19 protein-coding genes and 1 tRNA gene are annotated in these 25115 nt (G+C 67.3%); 18 read left to right on the plus strand and 2 right to left on the minus strand.

The features are described from left to right. Window positions 1-93: 93 nt before the first annotated feature. Window positions 94-1149: a UDP-N-acetylmuramate dehydrogenase gene (locus IG78_RS0125700; RefSeq protein ID WP_030567219.1), complete on the plus strand. Its 1056-nt coding sequence runs from the start codon at window positions 94-96 to the stop codon at window positions 1147-1149. A 69-nt stretch (window positions 1150-1218) separates the two neighbouring features. On the opposite strand, the gene IG78_RS0125705 is transcribed toward IG78_RS0125700, so the two are convergent. Both IG78_RS0125705 and IG78_RS0125710 read right to left on the minus strand, forming a co-directional pair. Beyond that, window positions 1219-2241, minus strand: a complete 1023-nt coding sequence (locus IG78_RS0125705; RefSeq protein WP_030567220.1) for an adenosine deaminase — start codon at window positions 2239-2241, stop codon at window positions 1219-1221. 188 nt (window positions 2242-2429) lie between these two features. Then, window positions 2430-3656, minus strand: a complete 1227-nt coding sequence (locus IG78_RS0125710) for a pyridoxal phosphate-dependent aminotransferase (RefSeq protein WP_030567221.1) — start codon at window positions 3654-3656, stop codon at window positions 2430-2432. 203 nt (window positions 3657-3859) lie between these two features. Between IG78_RS0125710 and IG78_RS0125715 the strand changes: the two genes are divergently transcribed. The 17 genes from IG78_RS0125715 to tuf all read left to right on the plus strand — a co-directional run bounded on the left by IG78_RS0125715 (window position 3860) and on the right by tuf (window position 24651). Beyond that, window positions 3860-3932 (plus strand) — tRNA-Trp (locus IG78_RS0125715). Between the two features lie 106 nt (window positions 3933-4038). After that, window positions 4039-4326, plus strand: coding sequence for a preprotein translocase subunit SecE (gene secE / locus IG78_RS0125720; protein ID WP_030567222.1), 288 nt, complete (start codon window positions 4039-4041; stop codon window positions 4324-4326). A gap of 76 nt (window positions 4327-4402) precedes the next feature. Next, window positions 4403-5380: a transcription termination/antitermination protein NusG gene (nusG, locus tag IG78_RS0125725; RefSeq protein ID WP_030567223.1), complete on the plus strand. Its 978-nt coding sequence runs from the start codon at window positions 4403-4405 to the stop codon at window positions 5378-5380. Window positions 5381-5679: 299 nt separating this feature from the next. Then, window positions 5680-6207, plus strand: coding sequence for a hypothetical protein (locus IG78_RS0125730; protein ID WP_030567224.1), 528 nt, complete (start codon window positions 5680-5682; stop codon window positions 6205-6207). 194 nt (window positions 6208-6401) lie between these two features. After that, window positions 6402-6836 (plus strand): 50S ribosomal protein L11, encoded by a 435-nt coding sequence (gene rplK, locus IG78_RS0125735; protein WP_016645192.1) that lies wholly within the window; start codon window positions 6402-6404, stop codon window positions 6834-6836. Between the two features lie 104 nt (window positions 6837-6940). Further along, on the plus strand, window positions 6941-7663 hold the full coding sequence (gene rplA, locus IG78_RS0125740) for a 50S ribosomal protein L1 (RefSeq protein ID WP_030567229.1): 723 nt from the start codon (window positions 6941-6943) through the stop codon (window positions 7661-7663). Window positions 7664-7861: 198 nt separating this feature from the next. Beyond that, on the plus strand, window positions 7862-8806 hold the full coding sequence (locus IG78_RS0125745) for an SCO4651 family lipoprotein (RefSeq protein WP_030567230.1): 945 nt from the start codon (window positions 7862-7864) through the stop codon (window positions 8804-8806). 140 nt (window positions 8807-8946) lie between these two features. Next, window positions 8947-9807 carry an SCO4651 family lipoprotein gene (locus tag IG78_RS0125750; protein WP_030567232.1) on the plus strand — a complete coding sequence of 287 codons (861 nt, stop codon included), beginning with the start codon at window positions 8947-8949 and terminating at the stop codon, window positions 9805-9807. Window positions 9808-10122: 315 nt separating this feature from the next. After that, complete coding sequence (gene rplJ / locus IG78_RS0125755; protein ID WP_030567234.1) at window positions 10123-10650, plus strand: 50S ribosomal protein L10; 528 nt, start codon at window positions 10123-10125, stop codon at window positions 10648-10650. 110 nt (window positions 10651-10760) lie between these two features. Beyond that, window positions 10761-11144: a 50S ribosomal protein L7/L12 gene (rplL, locus tag IG78_RS0125760; RefSeq protein ID WP_030567235.1), complete on the plus strand. Its 384-nt coding sequence runs from the start codon at window positions 10761-10763 to the stop codon at window positions 11142-11144. 637 nt (window positions 11145-11781) lie between these two features. Next, entirely contained in the window at window positions 11782-15267 is a 3486-nt protein-coding gene (gene rpoB / locus IG78_RS0125765; protein ID WP_030567237.1) for a DNA-directed RNA polymerase subunit beta, read from the plus strand. A gap of 125 nt (window positions 15268-15392) precedes the next feature. Then, entirely contained in the window at window positions 15393-19307 is a 3915-nt protein-coding gene (locus tag IG78_RS0125770; RefSeq protein ID WP_030567239.1) for a DNA-directed RNA polymerase subunit beta', read from the plus strand. Window positions 19308-19415: 108 nt separating this feature from the next. Then, the gene (locus tag IG78_RS0125775; protein ID WP_225882214.1) at window positions 19416-19988 is read left to right on the plus strand and encodes a DUF1707 and DUF4190 domain-containing protein; all 573 of its coding nucleotides are present in this window, start codon (window positions 19416-19418) and stop codon (window positions 19986-19988) included. A 314-nt stretch (window positions 19989-20302) separates the two neighbouring features. Further along, window positions 20303-20674 (plus strand): 30S ribosomal protein S12, encoded by a 372-nt coding sequence (rpsL, locus tag IG78_RS0125780; protein WP_003948652.1) that lies wholly within the window; start codon window positions 20303-20305, stop codon window positions 20672-20674. A gap of 2 nt (window positions 20675-20676) precedes the next feature. Then, window positions 20677-21147, plus strand: coding sequence for a 30S ribosomal protein S7 (gene rpsG / locus IG78_RS0125785; RefSeq protein ID WP_003974303.1), 471 nt, complete (start codon window positions 20677-20679; stop codon window positions 21145-21147). Window positions 21148-21186: 39 nt separating this feature from the next. Beyond that, the gene (gene fusA, locus IG78_RS0125790; RefSeq protein ID WP_030567244.1) at window positions 21187-23313 is read left to right on the plus strand and encodes an elongation factor G; all 2127 of its coding nucleotides are present in this window, start codon (window positions 21187-21189) and stop codon (window positions 23311-23313) included. A 144-nt stretch (window positions 23314-23457) separates the two neighbouring features. Then, window positions 23458-24651: an elongation factor Tu gene (tuf, locus tag IG78_RS0125795; protein WP_030567246.1), complete on the plus strand. Its 1194-nt coding sequence runs from the start codon at window positions 23458-23460 to the stop codon at window positions 24649-24651. The last annotated feature ends 464 nt before the right edge of the window (window positions 24652-25115 follow it).

Below are 25115 nucleotides of genomic sequence, written 5' to 3' on the forward strand. Positions count from 1 at the left end.
CCGGCGCTTGACGGGCTGGTTCCGGCTCGTCCGGCGCTTGACGTGCTGCTGGTGGGCCCGGGTGCTGTCCGCCCGGCCCGTACCCTTGTGCGTGTGCAGGTACTCCAAGACGCCCCCCTCGCCCCGCTGACCACCTTCCGGCTCGGTGGGCCCGCGACCCGCCTGGTCACCGCGACCACCGACGCCGAGGTGATCGCCGCGGTCCGCGACGCCGACGACACCGGCACCCCGCTGCTGATCATCGGCGGCGGGTCGAACCTGGTCATCGGGGACAAGGGATTCGACGGCACCGCGCTGCGCATCGCCACCACCGGCTTCGTGCTCGACGGCACGGAGCTGGAGCTCGCGGCCGGTGAGGTGTGGACGGACGCCGTGGCGCGGACCGTCGATGCGGGGCTCGCGGGCATCGAGTGCCTGGCCGGGATCCCGGGCTCCGCGGGCGCGACGCCCATCCAGAACGTGGGCGCCTACGGCCAGGAGGTCTCCTCGACGATCACCGAGGTGGTCGCGTATGACCGGAAGGCCGGAGAGACGGTCACGATTTTGAACGCCGAGTGCGACTTCTCGTACCGTCACAGTCGTTTCAAGGCCGATCCCGAGCGGTTCGTGGTCCTGAGGGTGCGGTTCCTGCTGGAGGACGCGGGCGGGATGAGTGCCCCCATCGCCTACCCGGAGACCGCGCGCACGCTCGGCGTCGAGGCCGGTGAGCGGGTGCCCGCCGCCGCGGCCAGGGAGACCGTCCTGAAGCTGCGTGCGGGCAAGGGCATGGTGCTCGACCCCGAGGACCACGACAGTTGGTCGGCGGGGTCGTTCTTCACCAACCCGATCCTCACGGCCGAGGAGTTCGCCGCCTTCCACGCGCGCGTGGCGGAGCGGCTCGGCCCGGACGCCGCCCCGCCCGCGTTCCCCGCGGGCGACGGCCGCGTGAAGACCTCCGCGGCCTGGCTCATCGACAAGGCGGGCTTCACCAAGGGCTACGGCCAGGGCCCGGCCCGTATCTCCACCAAGCACACGCTGGCCCTGACCAACCGCGGCGGCGCCACCACCGAGGACCTGCTCGCCCTGGCCCGCGAGGTCGTCGCGGGCGTGCGGGAGGCCTTCGGCGTCACGCTGGTCAACGAGCCGGTGACGGTGGGCGTCAGCCTCTAGAGCCTCCGTGCCGGGCCGTGCCCGGGCCGTGCCGGGCCGGTAGGGCGGGGCTCACCGGCGCGTGCCCGCTCAGGTGGCGGCCAGCCACTGGTCCACGCCCGCGAGCAGCTTCTCCCGCACATCGGTGGGCGCCGCCGAAGCGCGTACCGACTGCCGTGCGAGCTCGGCGAGCTCGAAGTCGTCGAAGCCGTGGTCGTGCCGCGCGATCTCGTACTGCGCGGCCAGGCGCGAACCGAAGAGCAGCGGGTCGTCGGCGCCGAGCGCCATCGGCACCCCGGCGTCGTACAGCGTCCGCAGGGGCACGTCCTCGGGCTTCTCGTAGACGCCGAGCGCCACGTTGGACGCCGGACACACCTCGCACGTCACACCCCGCTCCGCGAGCTGCTTGAGCAGCCGCGGGTCCTCTGCCGCCCGCACCCCGTGACCGATGCGCCGGGCGTGCAGGTCGTCGAGGCAGTCCCGCACCGAAGCGGGCCCGGTCAGCTCACCGCCGTGCGGGGCAGCGAGCAGGCCGCCCTCCCGCGCGATGGCGAAGGCGCGGTCGAAGTCCCGCGCCATGCCGCGCCGTTCGTCGTTGGAGAGCCCGAAGCCGACGACCCCGCGGTCGGCGTAGCGCACCGCGAGTCTGGCCAGCGTGCGCGCGTCCAGGGGGTGCTTCATGCGGTTCGCCGCGACCAGGACGCGCATCCCGAGGCCGGTCTCCCGCGAGGCGGTGTCCACGGCGTCCAGGATGATCTCCATGGCCGGGATGAGGCCCCCGAGCCGGGGCGCGTACGACGTCGGGTCGACCTGGATCTCCAGCCACCCCGAGCCGTCCCTGATGTCCTCCTCGGCCGCTTCCCGCACCAGACGCTGGATGTCCTCGGGCTCCCGCAGACAGGACCGTGCCATGTCGTAGAGCCGTTGGAAGCGGAACCAGCCCCGCTCGTCGGTGGCGCGCAGCTTCGGCGGCGTAGCGCCCGTCAGCGCCTCCGGCAGGTGGACCCCGTGCTTGTCGGCGAGCTCAAGCAGCGTCGAGGGCCGCATCGACCCGGTGAAGTGCAGGTGCAGATGGGCCTTCGGCAGCTCTCTTACGTCTCGTACACGCTCCATTCCAGGATCTTGCCGTACGGACGGGCCGTCCCGGTAGCCGCTTCTCCCCAAGAGGTCCTTGAAGGGGTACGTCCCCGAACGGACAAACGGGCACCTACGGAAAACCGTAGGTGCCCGTTCACGCGCGCGTGGAGCGCGGAAAACCAGCCGTGCGTCAGTCGCGGGCCTCGGCCAGCAGCAGCCGTGCGTCAGTCGCGGGCCTCGGCCAGCAGCTTCTGGATGCGCGAGACGCCCTCGACCAGGTCCTCGTCACCGAGTGCGTACGAGAGCCGCAGATAGCCCGGGGTGCCGAAGGCCTCGCCCGGGACCACCGCGACCTCGGCCTCCTCCAGGATGAGCGCGGCGAGCTCGACGGTGTTCTGCGGACGCTTGCCGCGGATCTCCTTGCCGACGAGGGCCTTCACCGAGGGGTAGGCGTAGAACGCGCCCTCGGGCTCCGGGCACAGGACGCCGTCGATCTCGTTCAGCATCCGTACGATCGTGCGCCGGCGCCGGTCGAAGGCCGCACGCATCGCGTCGACGGCCGTCAGGTCGCCGGAGACGGCGGCGACGGCGGCGGCCTGGGCGACGTTGGAGACGTTCGACGTGGCGTGCGACTGGAGGTTCGTCGCGGCCTTCACCACGTCCTTCGGGCCGATGATCCACCCGACCCGCCAGCCGGTCATGGCGTATGTCTTCGCGACGCCGTTGACCACGACGCACTTGTCGCGGAGCTCGGGCAGCAGGGCGGGCAGCGACGTGAACTCGGCGTCTCCGTAGACGAGGTGTTCATAGATCTCGTCCGTCATGACCCACAGGCCGTGCTCCAGGGCCCAGCGGCCGATGGCCTCCGCGTCCGCACGGCTGTAGACGGCGCCGGTCGGGTTGGACGGCGACACGAAGAGGACGACCTTGGTCTTCTCCGTGCGCGCGGCCTCGAGCTGCTCCACGGAGACGCGGTAGCCGGTGGTCTCGTCGGCGACGACCTCGACAGGGACACCGCCGGCGAGGCGGATCGACTCGGGGTACGTCGTCCAGTAAGGCGCCGGGACGATGACCTCGTCGCCCGGGTCGAGGATCGCGGCGAAGGCCTCGTAGATGGCCTGCTTGCCGCCGTTGGTCACCAGGATCTCGGAGACCTCGGGCTCGTACCCGGAGTCGCGCAGCGTCTTCGCGGCGATCGCGGCCTTCAGCTCGGGCAGGCCGCCCGCGGGCGTGTAGCGGTGGAACTTCGGGTTCTTGCAGGCCTCGACGGCGGCCTCGACGATGTAGTCCGGGGTCGGGAAGTCCGGCTCGCCCGCGCCGAAACCGATCACCGGGCGCCCGGCGGCCTTGAGGGCCTTGGCCTTGGCGTCGACGGCGAGGGTCGCGGACTCGGAGATCGCGCCGACTCGGGCGGAGACCCGGCGCTCGGTGGGAGGGGTGACAGCGCTCATGCGCCCATCGTTCCAGACCCCGGGCGCCCCCGGCACACGGGTTTGCAGGACCGCGGGACCGAGCACTGATCATCTTGGGGCCCCATCCTGTTCGACGGGGCGCCCAGGACCACGTACACTCACTCGTCGTTGGCCCTCAACGGCCGCTCCTGCCAAACGCACTCGGTGCACATGGTCGGATGCTGTAGGTTGGGGGAAATCAAAGGGTCGTAGCTCAATTGGTAGAGCACTGGTCTCCAAAACCAGCGGTTGGGGGTTCAAGTCCCTCCGGCCCTGCTACACACACCTTCGCCAGGATGTGTGCGCATGTACGTACTGCAATGCACCGCCGTGCGGCTCAACCGGGCGCGGCACGGCCACGACCCGGAATCAGGTGAGACGAGTGACGGACGCCGTGGGCTCCATCGACATGCCTGATGCCCAGGACGAGGCGCCGGACTCCAAGAAGAAGGCGCGCAAGGGCGGTAAGCGCGGCAAGAAGGGCCCTCTGGGCCGACTGGCACTGTTCTACCGCCAGATTGTCGCCGAGCTCCGCAAGGTCGTCTGGCCGACGCGCAGCCAGCTCACGACGTACACCACGGTCGTGATCATCTTCGTAGTCATCATGATTGGTCTCGTGACCGTGATTGACTATGGGTTCAGCAACCTCATCAAGTACATCTTCGGCTGAGCCGAGAGCGAAGGGCGCCGCACCCGGCGCCCCTTTCGCGTGTTCCACCCCTTGTATCCAGGAAGAAGCAGCCACCGTGTCTGACCCGAACCTGAACGACGCCGTTGAGCCTCGCGCGGAAAACGCGGAGTCCGTGGAGGATCAGCTCGACATCGTCGAGGCGGCGGACGCCGAGGAGCCGGACCAGGCCGAGGCTGCGGACGCCGCCGCGGGCGAGCCCGCCGAGGAGGCGGCTCTGCACGTGGAGTCCGACGAGGAGGCCGCCGCCGGTGGCGCCCCGGTCGCCGAGACCGACGAGGACGCCGAAGCGGCCGACGCCGTCGAAGCAGCCGACGCCGTCGAAGCAGCCGAGGACATCGAAGCAGCCGAGGACGCCGACGCCGTCGAAGCAGCCGAGGACGCCGAGGACGAGGCCCCCGCCGAGGAGGCCGAGCCCGTCGACCCGGTCGCGGCCCTGCGTGACGAGCTGCGCGGCCTGCCCGGTGAGTGGTACGTCATCCACACGTACGCCGGTTACGAGAACCGCGTGAAGACCAACCTCGAGCAGCGCGCCGTCTCGCTGAACGTCGAGGACTTCATCTTCCAGGCCGAGGTGCCGCAGGAAGAGGTCGCGCAGATCAAGAACGGCGAGCGCAAGACCATCCGCCAGAACAAGCTCCCCGGCTATGTCCTCGTGCGCATGGACCTGACGAACGAGTCCTGGGGCGTCGTCCGCAACACCCCGGGCGTCACCGGCTTCGTGGGCAACGCCTACGACCCGTACCCGCTGACCCTGGACGAGATCGTCAAGATGCTCGCCCCGGAGGCCGAGGAGAAGGCCGCCCGCGAGGCCGCCGAGGCCGAGGGCAAGCCGGCTCCGGCCCGCAAGGTCGAGGTCCAGGTCCTGGACTTCGAGGTGGGCGACTCGGTCACCGTCACCGACGGCCCGTTCGCCACGCTGCAGGCGACGATCAACGAGATCAACGCCGACTCGAAGAAGGTCAAGGGCCTGGTCGAGATCTTCGGCCGCGAGACCCCGGTCGAGCTGAGCTTCGACCAGATCCAGAAGAACTGATGTAGCGCATTCTTTGGCCAGAGCCCCTGAGCAGCGGGAAACCGCAGCTCAGGGGCTTTGTCGTGGGCAGGCCCAGTGGTTGTGTCGGTGAACGTGCCCGTGAATGTGCCCGTGATGTGTTCTGCGCCACAACCATCCGGGGCTCCGGGCTGTCTCACCTGTAGACGGAAACGCCCGATCCCTTATTTCACACCACTTCAGCCCGCTTATGGAGATCTCTGTCGCCATGCGTGGCGATTTGTGGTGCTCTGCGGCGGTACGGGGCGGGCGCACTCACCAATGAGCAAGGGGGACCACTGATGCGTGCCCGTAAAACCGCGATAGCTGCCTCTGCCTGCGCCTTCGTCCTGTTCGGGGCCGGCTCCGCCCTGGCGGGAACCGGCCCCGCGCCCGCGCCCGACGCCAGAAGGGCGGCACCCCAGTCGACCGCCCCCTCGGCCGAGGGCAACCCGAAGAGCGTCAGGGCCCAGGCGGCGGGGGTCTGTTCCGACGCCTACCAGATCGGGGCCACGGCCTACATCGACCGGGCCGGTGCCCACGCCGCGTCGGTGAAGCAGTTCTACTCGCCGACGTGCAAGACGAACTACGGCTACGTCTGGGTGTGGAAGAGCTTCCGCGACAAGGTCAAGGACTACGACGTCAGCACCGGCGTGTACAGCTTCGCGCGGGACGAGATCGTCGGCCAGGACTGGTGGAACCAGACCAACGGCCAGGAGTTCTGGTCACTGCCCGCCAAGACGGCGGCCGAGTGCACCTCGGCCATCGGCCGGCTCCGTGCGCCCGGTGACGCGCTCACGGGCCAGGCGATGACGTCCAAGCGCTGCTGACGGCGGCCTCCGGAAGGCGCGGGCCCCGGTCCTTGGGAGGCCGGGGCCCGCGGCCTGTGCAGTTATCGGTTTGGGCCCCGCCGAGATACCCGTTATCGTAGTGCGGTATGCCTCCATCCGAATGATCGCGACTATCGACGACGATCATCGTCACGGATGGGGCTCAACACTCTCACTAGGACCCGGAGAGAGCTATGCCTCCCAAGAAGAAGAAGGTCACGGGGCTTATCAAGCTCCAGATCCAGGCCGGCGCAGCCAACCCGGCCCCGCCGGTCGGCCCCGCGCTGGGCCAGCACGGCGTGAACATCATGGAGTTCTGCAAGGCGTACAACGCCGCGACCGAGTCGCAGCGTGGCTGGGTGATCCCGGTGGAGATCACGGTCTACGAGGACCGTTCCTTCACCTTCATCACCAAGACGCCGCCGGCCGCCAAGATGATCCTCAAGGCCGCGGGCGTGGAGAAGGGCTCCGGCGAGCCGCACAAGACCAAGGTCGCCAAGATCACCGAGGCGCAGGTCCGCGAGATCGCCACCACCAAGATGCCCGACCTCAACGCGAACGACCTGGACGCCGCGTCGAAGATCATCGCCGGCACCGCCCGTTCCATGGGCATCACGGTCGAGGGCTGATCCCAGCTCCCGACGGAGCCGCGCAGTCGGCACCGTGACCTGAAGTGGCAGGGCCAGGCGCTGGTCCGGACCACGAACTCCAAACCTGAACCTCAGGAGTAGAAGTGAAGCGCAGCAAGACTCTCCGCGCTGCGGACGCCAAGATCGACCGGGACAAGCTCTACGCCCCGCTCGAGGCCGTCCGTCTCGCCAAGGAGACCTCCGCGACCAAGTTCGACGGCACCGTCGAGGTCGCCATGCGTCTGGGTGTCGACCCGCGCAAGGCCGACCAGATGGTCCGTGGCACCGTGAACCTCCCGCACGGCACCGGCAAGACCGCCCGGGTCCTGGTCTTCGCGACCGGTGACCGTGCTGCGGCCGCGGAAGCCGCTGGAGCCGACATCGTCGGCGCCGACGAGCTCATCGACGAGGTCGCGAAGGGCCGCCTGGACTTCGACGCCGTCGTCGCCACCCCGGACCTCATGGGCAAGGTCGGCCGCCTCGGCCGCGTGCTCGGTCCGCGTGGTCTGATGCCGAACCCGAAGACCGGCACCGTCACCCCCGACGTCGTGAAGGCTGTCAACGACATCAAGGGCGGCAAGATCGAGTTCCGCGTCGACAAGCACTCGAACCTGCACTTCATCATCGGCAAGGCGTCCTTCGACGACACCAAGCTGGTGGAGAACTACGCCGCGGCCCTGGAGGAGATCCTCCGTCTGAAGCCGTCGGCCGCCAAGGGTCGCTACATCAAGAAGGCCGCCATCACCACCACGATGGGCCCCGGCATTCCGCTGGACTCCAACCGCACCCGCAACCTCCTCGTCGAGGAGGACCCGGCCGCCGTCTGACACTGACGACAGCCGCGCCTGGCGCGTATGTGACGGGTCCCGCAACCATTCTGGGTGCGGGGCCCGTCCCGTTTTTCGGGTACATGCTCGAAGATACGTAAGGGCTGTGCCCGTACAGCGTTGGATACACGCGGGATACGCGGACGAGCGGACGCCTTCGGTGCGGCCGGCTCGCATGGACGCAAGGGGTGGGACGACATGAACGGCACGACTGTGCGACGCATGGTGCTGGCGATCGCGACCGCGGCGGCCCTGACCGGGGGAGTGACAGCCTGCGGTTCGTCGGACGACTCCGGCGGCTCCAAGGGCTCAGGCGACGGCAAGGCGGGCCTGAACGCCGACCCGATAGCCGCGCTGCGCACCATCGAGAACTCCACCGACAAGGCGGACTCCGCCAAGGTCCGGTCCGAGACCACCATGGGCTCGGTGATGTCCATGAAGGCCGAGGGCGCCCTCGGCTGGGCCGACGGCCTCTCCGGCAACATGACCATCACGTACACCGGCGGCCAGATGGCCGAGACGATGCGCCAGGCCGGCAGCACCACCATGCAGGCCCGCTATCTGCCCGACGCCTACTACGCGAAGATGGGCGAGCAGTTCGCCGCCCAGGCAGGCGGCAAGCACTGGGTGAAGTACGCGTACGACGACCTGGAGAAGATCGGCGGCGGCTCCGGCGCGTACATGAAGGACGCGATGCAGAACAGCACGCCGCACCAGTCGGTGAAGATGCTGCTCGCCTCCGGTGACGTGAAGAAGGTCGGCGAGGAGAAGGTGCGGGGCGTGAACACCACGCACTACTCGGGCACCGTCGACGTGGCCAAGCTGGCGGAGCGCAGCTCGGGCCTCAGCACTTCTCAACTCGCCGACATGAAGAAGCAGTTGGAGCAGGCCGGGGTCACCACCGAGACCATCGACATCTGGGTCGACGACGAGAACCTGCTCGTGAAGAAGACCGAGCGCGGCGAGACCAAGACCGGCACGCTCTCCGCCACCGCGCACTACAGCGACTACGGCACCGAGGTCTCCGCCGAGGAGCCGCCCGCCGACGACACCGCGGACTTCCGGGACCTCATGAACCAGCAGCCCGGCACCGGCAACCAGCAGCCCGGCACCGGCAACCAGCAGCCCGGCACCGGTAGCTGACGCGGACCCCGCCCGGCGGGCCCCGGACCCGCCCCCGGGGCCCGCCGGGCGAGCGCACAACGAGGAAGAAGGCACCGCCTACCTTCAGGTAATGTCAGCGCACCGCAATAAGTGGATCAAATGTTCCTAGGGGTGGGGTCATGAGCATTTCCGTACGTACGGGACACAAGAGAACCGCAGGCGCCGCGCTGGCCGCTCTGCTGCTCGCCGGGGGCGCCGTCGGCTGTGGTTCGGAGAAGTCCGACAAGGCGGACAAGGCCGGGGGTGACATGGCGCCCGCGGCGGCCGTGAAGAAGGCCGCGGACAAGACCGAGGACCTGACCTCGTTCACCTTCCGTATGAAGGGCAGCGTCCCGGGTGACGGGCGGGTCCAGGCCGAGGCGGCGATGAGCACCGAGCCGCTCGCCATGAGCATGAAGATGAGTTCGCCCGAGCAGGGCCTGGAGAAGACGGAGATCCGTCTCGTCGACGGGGCCATCTACCTCGGCGGCGGCAAGGAGGCCGCCAAGGAGATGGACGGCAAGCGCTGGGTCAAGTTCGCCCACACCAAGGGCAAGGGCGCCGCCAAGCAGGAGGGCAGCTCGCTCTCCGCCCAGGCGGACAACAACCCTGCCGACCAGTCCACGCTCCTGACCGGCTCCGACGACCTGAAGAAGGTCGGCACCGAGAAGGTCGAGGGCGTCGAGACCACCCACTACAAGGGCACGGTCTCGCTGGACCGGATGCGTGACCTCCTGAAGGACGAGGACGCGGCCACCAAGAAGCGCCGCGAGAAGAGCCTCAAGGAGTACGAGGACATGGGCGTCGAGAAGCTCACGATGGACATGTGGATCGACGGCGAGGACCACACCAAGCAGTTCCGCGCCCAGGGCAAGGCCAACAAGGGCCTCCTCGACATGACCATCACGTTCCTCGGCTACAACGAGCCGGTGAAGGTCTCCGCGCCGCCGAAGAGCCAGGTCATGGACCTCGCGGCGGAGATGGAGAAGGCCGGTAGCTGACCCGATTTGCCTGTCGCGACCGTGTTCGCGTAGTCTTCCGAAGAAGCCAAAGACCGCTGGTCGTTACCGTGCGCTCGCAAGAGGGCGCGGTGGCCGAAGGATCCGCTGAAGCTGCGGACGACCCGCGTAGGTGACTGTGGAAGTGCTCCCGGATGACTGTGTCGTCAGGTCGAGCTCACGCCCCGTGCGCCTGCGCCGGGGCGTTTCGTTTTGTGCAGAACCCCTTCCCCGTGTGCCTGATTCAGGCGGTCCGGCAGTACGCGGCTGATCGCAAGGTCAGTCGAGGATCATCACCCCGGAAGGAGGCCGAGGCTCATGGCGACGTCCGACAAGGTCGCAGCCGTCGAGGAGATCGCGCAGAAGCTGCGCGACTCCAACGCTGCTGTTGTCACTTCTTACACCGGACTGTCCGTGGCGCAGCTCAAGGAGCTTCGCCGTTCTCTCGGCGAGAACGCTCAGTACCGTGTGGTGAAGAACACGCTGACCAAGATCGCGGCCAACGAGGCCGGGATCGAGCTGGACGAGCACCTCAAGGGCTCGACCGCTGTTGCCTTCGTGACCGGTGACCCGGTCACGGCGGCGAAGGGTCTTCGTGACTTCGCCAAGGACAACCCCGCTCTCGTCATCAAGGGCGGTGTCCTTGATGGCAAGGCGCTGTCCGCCGACGAGATCAAGAAGCTTGCGGACCTCGAGTCCCGCGAGGTTCTGCTCGCCAAGCTGGCGGGTGCCATGAAGGGCAAGCAGACTCAGGCTGCTCAGGTCTTCCAGGCGCTCCCGTCGAAGCTCGTCCGCACCGTGGACGCGCTTCGCGCCAAGCAGGGCGAGCAGGGCGGTGCCGAGTAATTCGGCTCGCACCATGACCGCCGTCTGAGGCGACGGTCATAGCGGGCCCTTTGTACGCCCGCCTCTCATGTACATCCGGCACCAGCCGAATTAGTGGAAGGACCGCCATCATGGCGAAGCTCAGCCAGGACGACCTGCTCGCGCAGTTCGAGGACATGACCCTCATCGAGCTCTCCGGCTTCGTGAAGGCCTTCGAGGAGAAGTTCGACGTCACCGCCGCCGCGGCCGTCGCCGTCGCCGCCCCCGGCGCCCCCGGTGCCCCGGCCGAGGCCGTCGAGGAGCAGGACGAGTTCGACGTCATCCTCACCGGCGCCGGCGACAAGAAGATCCAGGTCATCAAGGTCGTGCGTGAGCTGACCTCCCTGGGTCTGAAGGAGGCCAAGGACCTCGTCGACGGCACCCCGAAGCCGGTCCTCGAGAAGGTCGCCAAGGACGCCGCGGAGAAGGCCGCCGAGGCCCTCAAGGGCGCCGGCGCCTCCGTCGAGGTCAAGTAAGACCTTGCCGGGAGTCCTGTGACTCCTCGGGCCCCGGGGCCCCCTGGCGGGTCCCGGCGGCCCACGCGCCGCACGGCGTGAGAAATCGCGCTGTAACGCATACGTACCGAAGGGCGATCACCCAGTTGGGTGGTCGCCCTTCGGCGTTGCCGTGACGGGTGCCTTGCACTGTCGGCACCGGCGAGTATGGTGATCTTCGTTGTGCCTCCGGACGGCCCCCGGTGGCTCCCGATCCGGAGCCTGTCGGGGCATGGGGGGCCTTGACGAACCGCACGCAGCGCGCAATTCTCAGGACGCGTCGCCACAACGATCCGGATCCGAGGCATGGATCGGCGGCGAAGAGGGCAGTATCGATGTGCATCGAGATCGAGGGCGTGGCTTGCAGCAGGGGTTGAGAACAACGAGGGTCTTCAAAAACCCGCACTGGACATCAGTGAGCCGAGTGGCTACACTGACCCTTTGCGCTGCCTGTTAGCTGCCTCCTGCCCGTCACCAGGGGCATGCCCATGCTTGAGCACTGTGGACAGAATCGGCCCTGACCTGGCCCTCTTCGGGTAAGTCGGGGAACGCCTCCCACTGTGTCCAGCTTGGGACCGGTACGCGCGTAGTGAGTCCGAGCCCTCGGAAGGACCCCCTCTTGGCCGCCTCGCGCACTGCCTCGACCGCGAATACGAACAACGGCGCCAGCACCGCCCCGCTGCGCATTTCCTTTGCAAAGATCAAGGAGCCCCTCGAGGTTCCGAACCTTCTTGCGCTGCAGACCGAGAGCTTTGACTGGCTGCTCGGCAACGACGCGTGGAAGGCTCGCGTCGAGTCGGCTCTGGAAAGTGGACAGGACGTCCCCACCAAGTCCGGTCTTGAGGAGATCTTCGAGGAGATCTCCCCGATCGAGGACTTCTCCGGGTCGATGTCGCTGACCTTCCGCGACCACCGCTTCGAGCCTCCGAAGAACTCGATCGACGAGTGCAAGGAGCGCGACTTCACCTTCGCCGCCCCGCTCTTCGTCACCGCCGAATTCACCAACAACGAGACCGGTGAGATTAAGTCTCAGACGGTCTTCATGGGCGACTTCCCGCTCATGACGAACAAGGGCACGTTCGTCATCAACGGCACCGAGCGTGTCGTGGTGTCGCAGCTCGTCCGTTCGCCCGGTGTCTACTTCGACTCCTCCATCGACAAGACGTCCGACAAGGACATCTTCTCCGCCAAGATCATCCCGTCCCGGGGTGCCTGGCTGGAGATGGAGATCGACAAGCGCGACATGGTCGGTGTCCGCATCGACCGCAAGCGCAAGCAGTCGGTCACCGTGCTCCTGAAGGCTCTCGGGTGGACCACCGAGCAGATCCTCGAGGAGTTCGGCGAGTACGAGTCCATGCGCGCCACCCTGGAGAAGGACCACACCCAGGGCCAGGACGACGCGCTGCTCGACATCTACCGCAAGCTGCGCCCGGGCGAGCCGCCGACCCGTGAGGCCGCCCAGACGCTGCTCGAGAACCTCTACTTCAACCCCAAGCGCTACGACCTCGCGAAGGTCGGCCGCTACAAGGTCAACAAGAAGCTGGGTGCGGACGCGCCGCTCGACGCGGGCGTCCTCACGGTCGAGGACATCATCGCCTCGATCAAGTACCTGGTGAAGCTGCACGCCGGTGAGACCGAGACCGTGGGCGACAGCGGCGTGGACATCGTCGTCGAGACCGACGACATCGACCACTTCGGCAACCGCCGCCTGCGCAACGTCGGCGAGCTCATCCAGAACCAGGTCCGCACGGGTCTGGCTCGTATGGAGCGCGTCGTGCGCGAGCGCATGACGACGCAGGACGTCGAGGCCATCACGCCGCAGACGCTGATCAACATCCGGCCGGTCGTCGCCTCCATCAAGGAGTTCTTCGGCACCAGCCAGTTGTCGCAGTTCATGGACCAGAACAACCCGCTGTCGGGTCTGACGCACAAGCGTCGTCTCTCGGCGCTGGGTCCCGGTGGTCTCTCGCGTGAGCGGGCGGGCTTCGAGGTCCGAGACGTGCACCCGTCCCACTACGGACGCATGTGCCCGATCGAGACCCCCGAAGGCCCGAACATCGGTCTGATCGGTTCGCTCGCCTCCTACGGCCGCGTCAACGCGTTCGGCTTCGTCGAGACGCCGTACCGCAAGGTCGTCGAGGGTGTCGTCACCGACGACGTCGACTACCTCACGGCCGATGAAGAGGACCGCTTCGTCATCGCACAGGCGAACGCGCCGCTCACCGAGGAGTTCCGCTTCGAGGAGTCCCGCGTGCTCGTCCGCCGCCGTGGCGGCGAGGTCGACTACGTCCCCGGTGACGACGTCGACTACATGGACGTCTCGCCGCGCCAGATGGTGTCGGTCGCGACCGCCATGATCCCCTTCCTCGAGCACGACGACGCCAACCGCGCGCTCATGGGCGCGAACATGATGCGTCAGGCCGTGCCGCTGATCACCGCCGAGGCCCCCCTCGTCGGCACCGGCATGGAGTACCGCTGCGCGGTCGACGCCGGTGACGTGATCAAGGCCGAGAAGGCCGGTGTGGTCCAGGAGGTCTCCGCGGACTACGTCACGGTCACCAACGACGACGGCACGTACACCACGTACCGAGTCGCCAAGTTCTCCCGCTCCAACCAGGGCACCTCGGTGAACCAGAAGGTTGTGGTGGAAGAGGGTGCCCGCGTCATCGAGGGCCAGGTCCTCGCCGACGGTCCGGCCACCGAAGAGGGCGAGATGGCCCTCGGCAAGAACCTCCTCGTGGCGTTCATGCCGTGGGAGGGCCACAACTACGAGGACGCGATCATCCTGTCGCAGCGCCTCGTGCAGGACGACGTCCTCTCCTCGATCCACATCGAGGAGCACGAGGTCGACGCCCGTGACACCAAGCTCGGCCCCGAGGAGATCACCCGGGACATCCCGAACGTCTCCGAGGAGGTCCTCGCCGACCTCGACGAGCGCGGCATCATCCGGATCGGTGCCGAGGTCGTCGCCGGTGACATCCTCGTCGGCAAGGTCACGCCCAAGGGCGAGACCGAGCTGACGCCGGAGGAGCGCCTGCTGCGCGCGATCTTCGGTGAGAAGGCCCGCGAGGTCCGTGACACCTCCCTGAAGGTCCCGCACGGCGAGATCGGCAAGGTCATCGGCGTCCGCGTCTTCGACCGCGAGGAGGGCGACGAGCTTCCCCCGGGTGTGAACCAGCTTGTGCGCGTGTACGTGGCGCAGAAGCGCAAGATCACCGACGGTGACAAGCTCGCCGGACGCCACGGCAACAAGGGCGTCATCTCCAAGATCCTCCCCATCGAGGACATGCCGTTCCTCGAGGACGGCACGCCGGTCGACATCATCCTGAACCCGCTGGGTGTCCCGTCCCGAATGAACCCGGGACAGGTCCTCGAGATCCACCTCGGCTGGCTCGCCAGCCGCGGCTGGGACGTCTCCGGCCTCGGCGAGGACTGGGCGCAGCGCCTGCAGGCGATCGGCGCCGACTCGGTCCAGCCGGGCACCAACGTCGCGACCCCGGTCTTCGACGGTGCCCGCGAGGACGAGCTGGCCGGCCTCCTTGAGCACACGATCCCGAACCGCGACGGCGAGCGCATGGTGCTTCCGTCCGGCAAGGCCCCGCTGTTCGACGGCCGCTCCGGCGAGCCGTTCCCGGAGCCGATCTCGGTCGGCTACATGTACATCCTCAAGCTGCACCACCTGGTCGACGACAAGCTGCACGCCCGTTCGACAGGTCCGTACTCGATGATCACCCAGCAGCCGCTGGGTGGTAAGGCTCAGTTCGGTGGTCAGCGCTTCGGCGAGATGGAGGTGTGGGCGCTGGAGGCTTATGGCGCCGCGTACGCCCTCCAGGAGCTGCTGACGATCAAGTCCGACGACGTGACCGGCCGCGTGAAGGTCTACGAGGCCATCGTCAAGGGCGAGAACATCCCCGAGCCCGGCATCCCCGAGTCCTTCAAGGTGCTCATCAAGGAAATGCAGTCGCTCTGCCTCAACGTGGAGGTGCTGTCCTCGGACGGCATGTCCATCGAGATGCGCGACACCGACGAGGATGTCTTCCGCGCCGCGGAGGAGCTCGGCATCGACCTGTCCCGGCGCGAGCCGAGCAGCGTCGAAGAGGTCTGACGGGTCCGGTCGGGACCTCACTCGTGAGGTCCCGGCCTTGCCCCGGACCCGTACAGACCATGATGAAGCGCCTTTTTACTCGCTAACGCGAGGGGCACAACCCCGAAAGAGGGATTGACGACAAAGTGCTCGACGTCAACTTCTTCGACGAGCTGCGGATCGGCCTTGCCACCGCGGACGACATCCGACAGTGGTCCCACGGCGAGGTCAAGAAGCCGGAGACCATCAACTACCGCACCCTGAAGCCCGAGAAGGACGGACTCTTCTGCGAGAAGATCTTCGGTCCGACCCGGGACTGGGAGTGCTACTGCGGCAAGTACAAGCGTGTCCGATTCAAGGGCATCATCTGTGAGCGCTGCGGCGTCGAGGTCACTCGCGCCAAGGTGCGCCGTGAGCGGATGGGCCACATCGAGCTTGCCGCGCCCGTCACGCACATCTGGTACTTCAAGGGCGTCCCGTCGCGCCTCGGCTACCTCCTCGACCTCGCGCCGAAGGACCTCGAGAAGGTCATCTACTTCGCCGCGTACATGATCACGTTCGTGGACGAGGAGCGCCGCACCCGCGACCTGCCCTCCCTGGAGGCGCACGTCTCCGTGGAGCGCCAGCAGATCGAGAACCGCCGCGACGCCGACCTCGAAGGCCGCGCCAAGAAGCTCGAGACCGACCTGGCCGAGCTGGAGGCCGAGGGCGCCAAGGCCGACGTACGCCGCAAGGTGCGCGAAGGCGCCGAGCGCGAGATGAAGCAGTTGCGCGACCGTGCGCAGCGCGAGATCGACCGTCTCGACGAGGTGTGGAGCCGCTTCAAGAACCTCAAGGTCCAGGACCTTGAGGGCGACGAGTTGCTCTACCGCGAGCTGCGTGACCGCTTCGGCACGTACTTCGACGGCTCGATGGGTGCCGCGGCGCTGCAGAAGCGCCTGGAGTCCTTCGACCTCGACGAGGAGGCCGAGCGCCTCCGCGAGATCATCCGCACCGGCAAGGGCCAGAAGAAGACCCGTGCGCTCAAGCGCCTCAAGGTCGTCTCCGCGTTCCTGCAGACGTCCAACAGCCCCAAGGGCATGGTGCTCGACTGCGTGCCGGTCATCCCGCCGGACCTGCGTCCGATGGTGCAGCTCGACGGTGGCCGCTTCGCGACCTCCGACCTCAACGACCTGTACCGCCGCGTCATCAACCGCAACAACCGCCTGAAGCGGCTTCTCGACCTCGGCGCGCCCGAGATCATCGTGAACAACGAGAAGCGCATGCTCCAGGAGGCCGTCGACGCGCTCTTCGACAACGGCCGTCGTGGTCGCCCGGTCACGGGCCCCGGCAACCGTCCGCTGAAGTCGCTGTCCGACATGCTCAAGGGCAAGCAGGGCCGCTTCCGTCAGAACCTCCTCGGCAAGCGTGTGGACTACTCCGCGCGTTCCGTGATCGTCGTCGGTCCGCAGCTCAAGCTGCACCAGTGCGGTCTGCCGAAGGCGATGGCGCTTGAGCTGTTCAAGCCGTTCGTGATGAAGCGCCTGGTCGACCTGAACCACGCGCAGAACATCAAGTCGGCCAAGCGGATGGTCGAGCGCGGCCGCACGGTCGTGTACGACGTCCTCGAAGAGGTCATCGCCGAGCACCCGGTTCTCCTGAACCGTGCGCCCACGCTGCACCGCCTCGGCATCCAGGCCTTCGAGCCGCAGTTGGTCGAGGGCAAGGCCATCCAGATCCACCCGCTCGTGTGCACCGCGTTCAACGCGGACTTCGACGGTGACCAGATGGCCGTGCACCTGCCGCTCTCCGCGGAGGCGCAGGCCGAGGCCCGCATCCTGATGCTGTCCTCGAACAACATCCTCAAGCCCGCCGACGGCCGCCCCGTCACCATGCCCACCCAGGACATGGTGCTCGGCCTCTTCTTCCTCACCACGGACGAGGAGGAGCGCGAGGTCATCGGCGAGGGCCGGTCCTTCGGCTCCACGGCCGAGGCGATCATGGCGTTCGACGCCAAGGAGCTCTCGCTCCAGGCGAAGGTCGACATCCGCTTCCCGGTCGGCACCTTCCCGCCCCGCGGCTGGACGCCGCCGGTCAGCGAGGAGGGCGACGACCTCAGCGGCGAGCGGGCCTACCAGCAGGGCGACAGCTTCCGGCTGCGGACGACCCTGGGCCGCGCGCTCTTCAACGAGCTGCTGCCCGAGGACTACCCGTTCGTCGACTACTCGGTGGGCAAGAAGCAGCTCTCCGAGATCGTCAACGACCTGGCCGAGCGCTACCCCAAGGTCATCGTGGCGGCGACGCTCGACAACCTGAAGGCGGCGGGCTTCTACTGGGCGACCCGTTCCGGTGTCACCGTGGCCATCTCCGACATCGTCGTCCCTGAGGCGAAGGTGGAGATCGTCAAGGGTTACGAGGCCCAGGACGAGAAGGTCCAGAAGCAGTACGAGCGCGGTCTGATCACCAAGGAAGAGCGCACGCAGGAGCTCATCGCGATCTGGACCAAGGCGACCAACGAGGTCGCCGAGGCGATGAACGCGAACTTCCCCAAGACCAACCCCATCTTCATGATGGTTGACTCGGGTGCCCGAGGAAACATGATGCAGATGCGGCAGATCGCCGGTATGCGTGGTCTGGTGTCGAACGCGAAGAACGAGACCATCCCGCGTCCGATCAAGGCCTCGTTCCGTGAGGGCCTCTCCGTCCTCGAGTACTTCATCTCCACCCACGGTGCCCGTAAGGGTCTGGCGGACACCGCTCTGCGTACCGCCGACTCCGGTTACCTCACCCGTCGTCTGGTCGACGTCTCCCAGGACGTCATCATTCGCGAGGAGGACTGTGGCACCGAGCGCGGTCTGAAGCTGAAGATCGCGGTCCGTGGCGAGGACGGCGTGCTCCGCAAGACGGAGAACGTCGAGACGTCGGTGTACGCCCGCATGCTGGCCGAGGACGTCGTCATCGACGGCAAGGTCATCGCGCCGGCCAACGTCGACCTCGGTGACGTGCTCATCGACGCCCTGGTCACCAACGGCGTCGAGGAGGTCAAGACCCGCTCGGTCCTGACCTGCGAGTCCGCGGTCGGCACCTGTGCCTTCTGCTACGGCCGCTCGCTGGCCACCGGCAAGCTGGTCGACATCGGTGAGGCGGTCGGCATCATCGCCGCCCAGTCCATCGGTGAGCCCGGTACCCAGCTCACGATGCGTACCTTCCACACCGGTGGTGTGGCCGGTGACGACATCACCCAGGGTCTGCCCCGAGTCGTCGAGCTCTTCGAAGCCCGTACGCCGAAGGGTGTCGCCCCGATCTCGGAGGCGAAGGGCCGCGTCCGGATCGAGGAGACCGAGAAGACCAAGAAGCTCGTCGTCACCCCGGACGACGGCAGCGACGAGACGGCGTTCCCGATCTCGAAGCGTGCCCGTCTCCTGGTGGGCGAGGGCGACGCGGTCGAGGTGGGCCAGAAGCTCACCGTCGGTGCCACCAACCCGCACGACGTGCTCCGGATCCTCGGCCAGCGCGCCGTCCAGGTCCACCTGGTCGGAGAGGTCCAGAAGGTCTACAACTCGCAGGGCGTGTCGATCCACGACAAGCACATCGAGATCATCATCCGGCAGATGCTGCGCCGTGTGACGATCATCGAGTCCGGCGACGCGGAGCTGCTTCCTGGCGAGCTCGTCGAGCGCTCGAAGTTCGAGACCGAGAACCGTCGGGTGGTCACCGAGGGCGGTCACCCCGCCTCCGGCCGTCCGCAGCTCATGGGTATCACCAAGGCCTCGCTGGCGACGGAGTCCTGGCTGTCGGCCGCCTCCTTCCAGGAGACGACCCGAGTGCTGACGGACGCGGCGATCAACGCCAAGTCCGACAGCCTCATCGGCCTCAAGGAGAACGTCATCATCGGTAAGCTCATCCCGGCCGGTACGGGTCTCTCCCGCTACCGCAACATCCGGGTCGAGCCGACCGAGGAGGCCAAGGCCGCGATGTACTCGGCCGTCGGCTACGACGACATCGACTACTCGCCCTTCGGGACGGGTTCGGGTCAGGCCGTGCCGCTTGAGGACTACGACTACGGTCCGTACAACCAGTAAGAGCACACAGCGCACCCCGCGGGGCGGACATCCGGCAGCGGCCGGGTGGCCGCCCCGCGGCGCGTTGGCGCATGATGGGGGGCACACATCTTCTCGGGGGAGGCGTGCGTGACGAATCCGTCGTGGCAGCCAGGTCCGTGGCCGCCCGGGCAGGGGCTGCCCGCGCAGTCCGGACAGCCCGGCCGGCCGCCCATGCACTTCGGGCCGCAGGGGCCGCCGTCGATGCTCGCCGGGCACTCCGACCGCGAACGCGCGGTCGATGTGCTGCGGGCGGGTTTCGCCGAGGGACGCCTCCAGCAGGACGAGTACGAGCGGCGCGTGGAGCGTGCCTACCAGGCCCGCACGGTGGGGGAGCTGGGCCTGCTCGTCGCCGACCTGCCGCAGGGCCCCATCGGCTTCCAGCAGCCCGCTCCGCAGTACGTGCCGCCCACCTTCCTGCCCGTGGCACCGCCCACCAACGGCAAGGCCGGTGCCGCCCTCGCCTGCGGCATCGGCACGTTCTTCACCGTCGGCGCCACCGCCGTGCCCGCGGTCATCCTCGGCCACATGGCCCGCTCGGAGATCCGGCGCACCCATGAGGGCGGCGACGGGATGGCGGTGGCGGGGCTTGTGCTCGGGTATCTGTCGATCGTGGGGTGGGCGCTGCTGCTGCTGTTGATCGTTTCGGCGTCCTCGGGCTGACCGGGGGAGCTCGGCGGGCTGACCGGGAGGCTCGGCGGCACGGGGGAAAGTCCAGCCCTTCCGCCGGTGTGTCCGGACTGCGGGGTATTTGTTTTGACCGCAGCCAATGAGGTAGGTACGCTCAGACCTTGTGCCTGGGGTGTGCCTGGGCTCGTGTGCGTGTCCTCAACCGCACGGCGAGTCCGATCCGGCCACCGCAATCTGCGTCCTCCTCGTCCTCGGCGGGAGTCCGCGGCATTCGACACACCCGACCGCGTGGGTCGGCAAAGTTCCAGGTTAGCTTTACTATTCGGCACACAGAAACCGGAGAAGTAGTGCCTACGATCCAGCAGCTGGTCCGGAAGGGCCGGCAGGACAAGGTCGAGAAGAACAAGACGCCCGCACTCGAGGGTTCCCCTCAGCGCCGCGGCGTCTGCACGCGTGTGTTCACGACCACCCCGAAGAAGCCGAACTCGGCCCTGCGTAAGGTCGCGCGTGTGCGTCTGACCTCTGGCATCGAGGTCACGGCCTACATTCCGGGTGAGGGACACAACCTGCAGGAGCACTCCATCGTGCTCGTGCGCGGCGGCCGTGTGAAGGACCTGCCGGGTGTTCGCTACAAGATCATCCGCGGTTCGCTCGACACCCAGGGTGTCAAGAACCGCAAGCAGGCCCGCAGCCGCTACGGCGCCAAGAAGGAGAAGTAAGAATGCCTCGTAAGGGCCCCGCCCCGAAGCGCCCGGTCATCATCGACCCGGTCTACGGCTCTCCTCTGGTGACCTCCCTCATCAACAAGGTGCTGCTGAACGGCAAGCGCTCCACCGCCGAGCGCATCGTCTACGGCGCCATGGAGGGTCTGCGTGAGAAGACGGGCAACGACCCGGTCATCACGCTGAAGCGCGCGCTTGAGAACATCAAGCCGACCCTCGAGGTCAAGTCCCGCCGCGTCGGTGGTGCGACCTACCAGGTGCCGATCGAGGTCAAGCCCGGTCGCGCCAACACGCTGGCCCTGCGCTGGCTGGTGGGTTACTCCCGCGCCCGTCGCGAGAAGACCATGACCGAGCGTCTGCTCAACGAGCTCCTCGACGCCTCCAACGGCCTCGGTGCCGCTGTGAAGAAGCGCGAGGACACCCACAAGATGGCCGAGTCCAACAAGGCCTTCGCGCACTACCGCTGGTAGTCGCTACCCCCATCGAGACCGAGAGAAGACTGAGCCGATATGGCTACCACTTCACTTGACCTGGCCAAGGTGCGCAACATCGGCATCATGGCTCACATCGACGCGGGCAAGACGACGACCACCGAGCGGATCCTGTTCTACACCGGTGTCTCGTACAAGATCGGTGAGGTCCACGACGGCGCCGCCACGATGGACTGGATGGAGCAGGAGCAGGAGCGTGGCATCACGATCACCTCTGCTGCCACCACCTGTCACTGGCCGCTGAACGACGTCGATCACACGATCAACATCATCGACACCCCGGGCCACGTCGACTTCACCGTCGAGGTGGAGCGTTCGCTCCGCGTGCTCGACGGTGCCGTGACGGTGTTCGACGGCGTCGCCGGCGTTGAGCCCCAGTCCGAGACCGTGTGGCGTCAGGCGGACCGCTACGGCGTCCCCCGCATCTGCTTCGTCAACAAGCTCGACCGCACGGGTGCCGAGTTCCACCGCTGCGTCGACATGATCGTCGACCGCCTCGGTGCGACCCCGCTGGTCATGCAGCTCCCCATCGGCGCGGAGGCTGACTTCAAGGGCGTCGTCGACCTCGTCACGATGAAGGCCTTCGTCTGGTCCGCAGAGACCAAGATGGGCGAGGCCTACGACATCGTCGACATCCCGGCCACGCACACCGAGGCCGCCGAGGAGTGGCGCGGCAAGCTGCTTGAGGCCGTCGCCGAGAACGACGAAGCGATGATGGAGCTGTACCTCGAGGGCCAGGAGCCCACCGAGGAGCAGCTCTACGCGGCCATCCGCCGCATCACCATCGCCTCCGGCAAGGGCGGCGACACCACCGTCACCCCCGTGTTCTGCGGCACCGCGTTCAAGAACAAGGGCGTCCAGCCCCTGCTCGACGCGGTCGTGCGCTACCTGCCCTCCCCCCTGGACGTCGAGGCCATCGAGGGCCACGACGTCAAGGACCCGGAGCTGGTCGTCAAGCGCAAGCCGTCCGACGACGAGCCCCTGTCGGCCCTCGCGTTCAAGATCGCGAGCGACCCGCACCTCGGCAAGCTCACCTTCGTCCGGATCTACTCCGGTCGCCTGGACTCCGGCACCGCGGTGCTGAACTCCGTCAAGGGCAAGAAGGAGCGCATCGGCAAGATCTACCGCATGCACGCGAACAAGCGTGAGGAGATCGAGTCGGTGGGCGCCGGTGACATCGTCGCCGTCATGGGTCTGAAGCAGACCACCACGGGTGAGACGCTCTCCGACGACAAGGCCCCGGTGATCCTGGAGTCCATGGACTTCCCGGCCCCGGTGATCGAGGTCGCCATCGAGCCGAAGTCCAAGGGTGACCAGGAGAAGCTGGGTGTCGCCATCCAGCGCCTCTCGGAGGAGGACCCCTCCTTCCGCGTCCACTCGGACGAGGAGACCGGCCAGACCATCATCGGTGGTATGGGCGAGCTTCACCTCGAGGTGCTCGTCGACCGCATGAAGCGCGAGTTCCGCGTCGAGGCGAACGTCGGCAAGCCGCAGGTCGCCTACCGCGAGACGATCCGCAAGGCCGTCGAGCGCGTGGACTTCACGCACAAGAAGCAGACCGGTGGTACCGGTCAGTTCGCGAAGGTGCAGATCGCGATCGAGCCCATCGAGGGCGGCGACGCGTCGTACGAGTTCGTGAACAAGGTCACCGGTGGCCGCATCCCCAAGGAGTACATCCCTTCGGTGGACGCGGGTGCGCAGGAGGCCATGCAGTTCGGCATCCTGGCGGGCTACGAGATGACGGGCGTCCGCGTCACGCTCATCGACGGCGCCTACCACGAGGTCGACTCCTCCGAGCTCGCCTTCAAGATCGCCGGTTCGCAGGCCTTCAAGGAGGCCGCGCGCAAGGCCAGCCCCGTGCTGCTCGAGCCGATGATGGCCGTCGAGGTCACCACGCCCGAGGACTACATGGGCGATGTCATCGGTGACATCAACTCCCGCCGTGGCCAGATCCAGGCCATGGAGGAGCGCAGCGGCGCTCGCGTCGTGAAGGGCCTCGTGCCCCTCTCGGAGATGTTCGGCTACGTCGGAGACCTCCGCAGCAAGACGTCGGGTCGCGCAAGCTACTCAATGCAGTTCGACTCCTACGCCGAGGTTCCGCGGAACGTCGCCGAGGAGATCATCGCGAAGGCCAAGGGCGAGTAACTCACCCGAGTTCACGCTTTAGGCTTGACACCATCCGCCGGGGTTCGACCCCGCAGGGCGAGAACCCCGGCGGCTGGCTTCCCAGCAAAGATCACCTGGCGCCGATGAAGCAAGGCGTACAGAACCACTCCACAGGAGGACCCAGTGGCGAAGGCGAAGTTCGAGCGGACTAAGCCGCACGTCAACATCGGCACCATCGGTCACATCGACCACGGTAAGACGACCCTCACGGCCGCCATTACCAAGGTGCTGCACGACGCGTACCCCGACCTGAACGAGGCCTCGGCCTTCGACCAGATCGACAAGGCTCCCGAGGAGCGCCAGCGCGGTATCACCATCTCCATCGCGCACGTCGAGTACCAGACCGAGGCGCGTCACTACGCCCACGTCGACTGCCCCGGTCACGCGGACTACATCAAGAACATGATCACGGGTGCCGCGCAGATGGACGGCGCGATCCTCGTGGTCGCCGCCACCGACGGCCCGATGCCGCAGACCAAGGAGCACGTGCTCCTGGCCCGCCAGGTCGGCGTTCCGTACATCGTCGTCGCCCTGAACAAGGCCGACATGGTGGACGACGAGGAGATCCTGGAGCTCGTCGAGCTCGAGGTCCGTGAGCTCCTCTCCGAGTACGAGTTCCCGGGCGACGACCTTCCGGTCGTCAAGGTCTCGGCGCTCAAGGCGCTCGAGGGCGACGCCGAGTGGGGCAAGACCGTCCTCGACCTGATGAAGGCCGTCGACGAGAACATCCCGCAGCCCGAGCGTGACGTCGACAAGCCGTTCCTGATGCCGATCGAGGACGTCTTCACGATCACCGGCCGTGGCACCGTCGTCACCGGTCGTATCGAGCGTGGTGTCCTCAAGGTCAACGAGACCGTCGACATCGTGGGCATCAAGAACGAGAAGACCACCACCACGGTCACCGGCATCGAGATGTTCCGCAAGCTGCTCGACGAGGGCCAGGCCGGTGAGAACGTCGGTCTGCTGCTCCGCGGCATCAAGCGCGAGGACGTCGAGCGCGGCCAGGTCATCATCAAGCCCGGTTCGGTCACCCCGCACACCGAGTTCGAGGCCCAGGCCTACATCCTGTCGAAGGACGAGGGTGGCCGTCACACCCCGTTCTTCAACAACTACCGCCCGCAGTTCTACTTCCGTACGACGGACGTGACCGGCGTCGTGACCCTCCCCGAGGGCACCGAGATGGTCATGCCGGGTGACAACACCGAGATGAAGGTGGAGCTCATCCAGCCCGTCGCCATGGAGGAGGGCCTGAAGTTCGCCATCCGTGAGGGTGGCCGGACCGTCGGCGCCGGCCAGGTCACCAAGATCAACAAGTAAGTCCTTCTTGCTTGTGGATCGGGGAGACCCGGTCGCTCTGAACTGAGCGCAGCAAGAGGCCCCACTCGCCACTACGGCGGGTGGGGCCTCTTGTCCATCGGGGTCCCCGGTGGCGGCCGCGCCGCTTGACAACCGGCCCGATTGGCCTTCCCCGTGCCAGGTGTGGCACACTGTTCAGGTTGCTCGGTTGAGTGCCGATGCTGCGCGTCTCCCGCCGGGAGAACTGAAAGCGAGTCCCACAGTACTCGTCGCCCCATCTGCCGTAAGGCAGCGCTGTGGCGGACGTACGGGAATCTTTCGGGAAGTGCGGTGCGGTGGCTCGGCCAGGCGCCCGGTGGGTTTCTTCCCCCGGACCCGCGGTCATTCAGGGCCGCAGCCCCTAGCAGGGAATCCTTCGGGAGACTTGTGTGAGCGGGACTGCGACACGCCCGACCGCGTGGGTCGGATGGAAGTAGAAAAAAGGG

Source organism: Streptomyces aureocirculatus, from assembly GCF_000720475.1.
In the GTDB taxonomy this organism is placed as follows: Bacteria; Actinomycetota; Actinomycetes; order Streptomycetales; family Streptomycetaceae; genus Streptomyces; species Streptomyces aureocirculatus.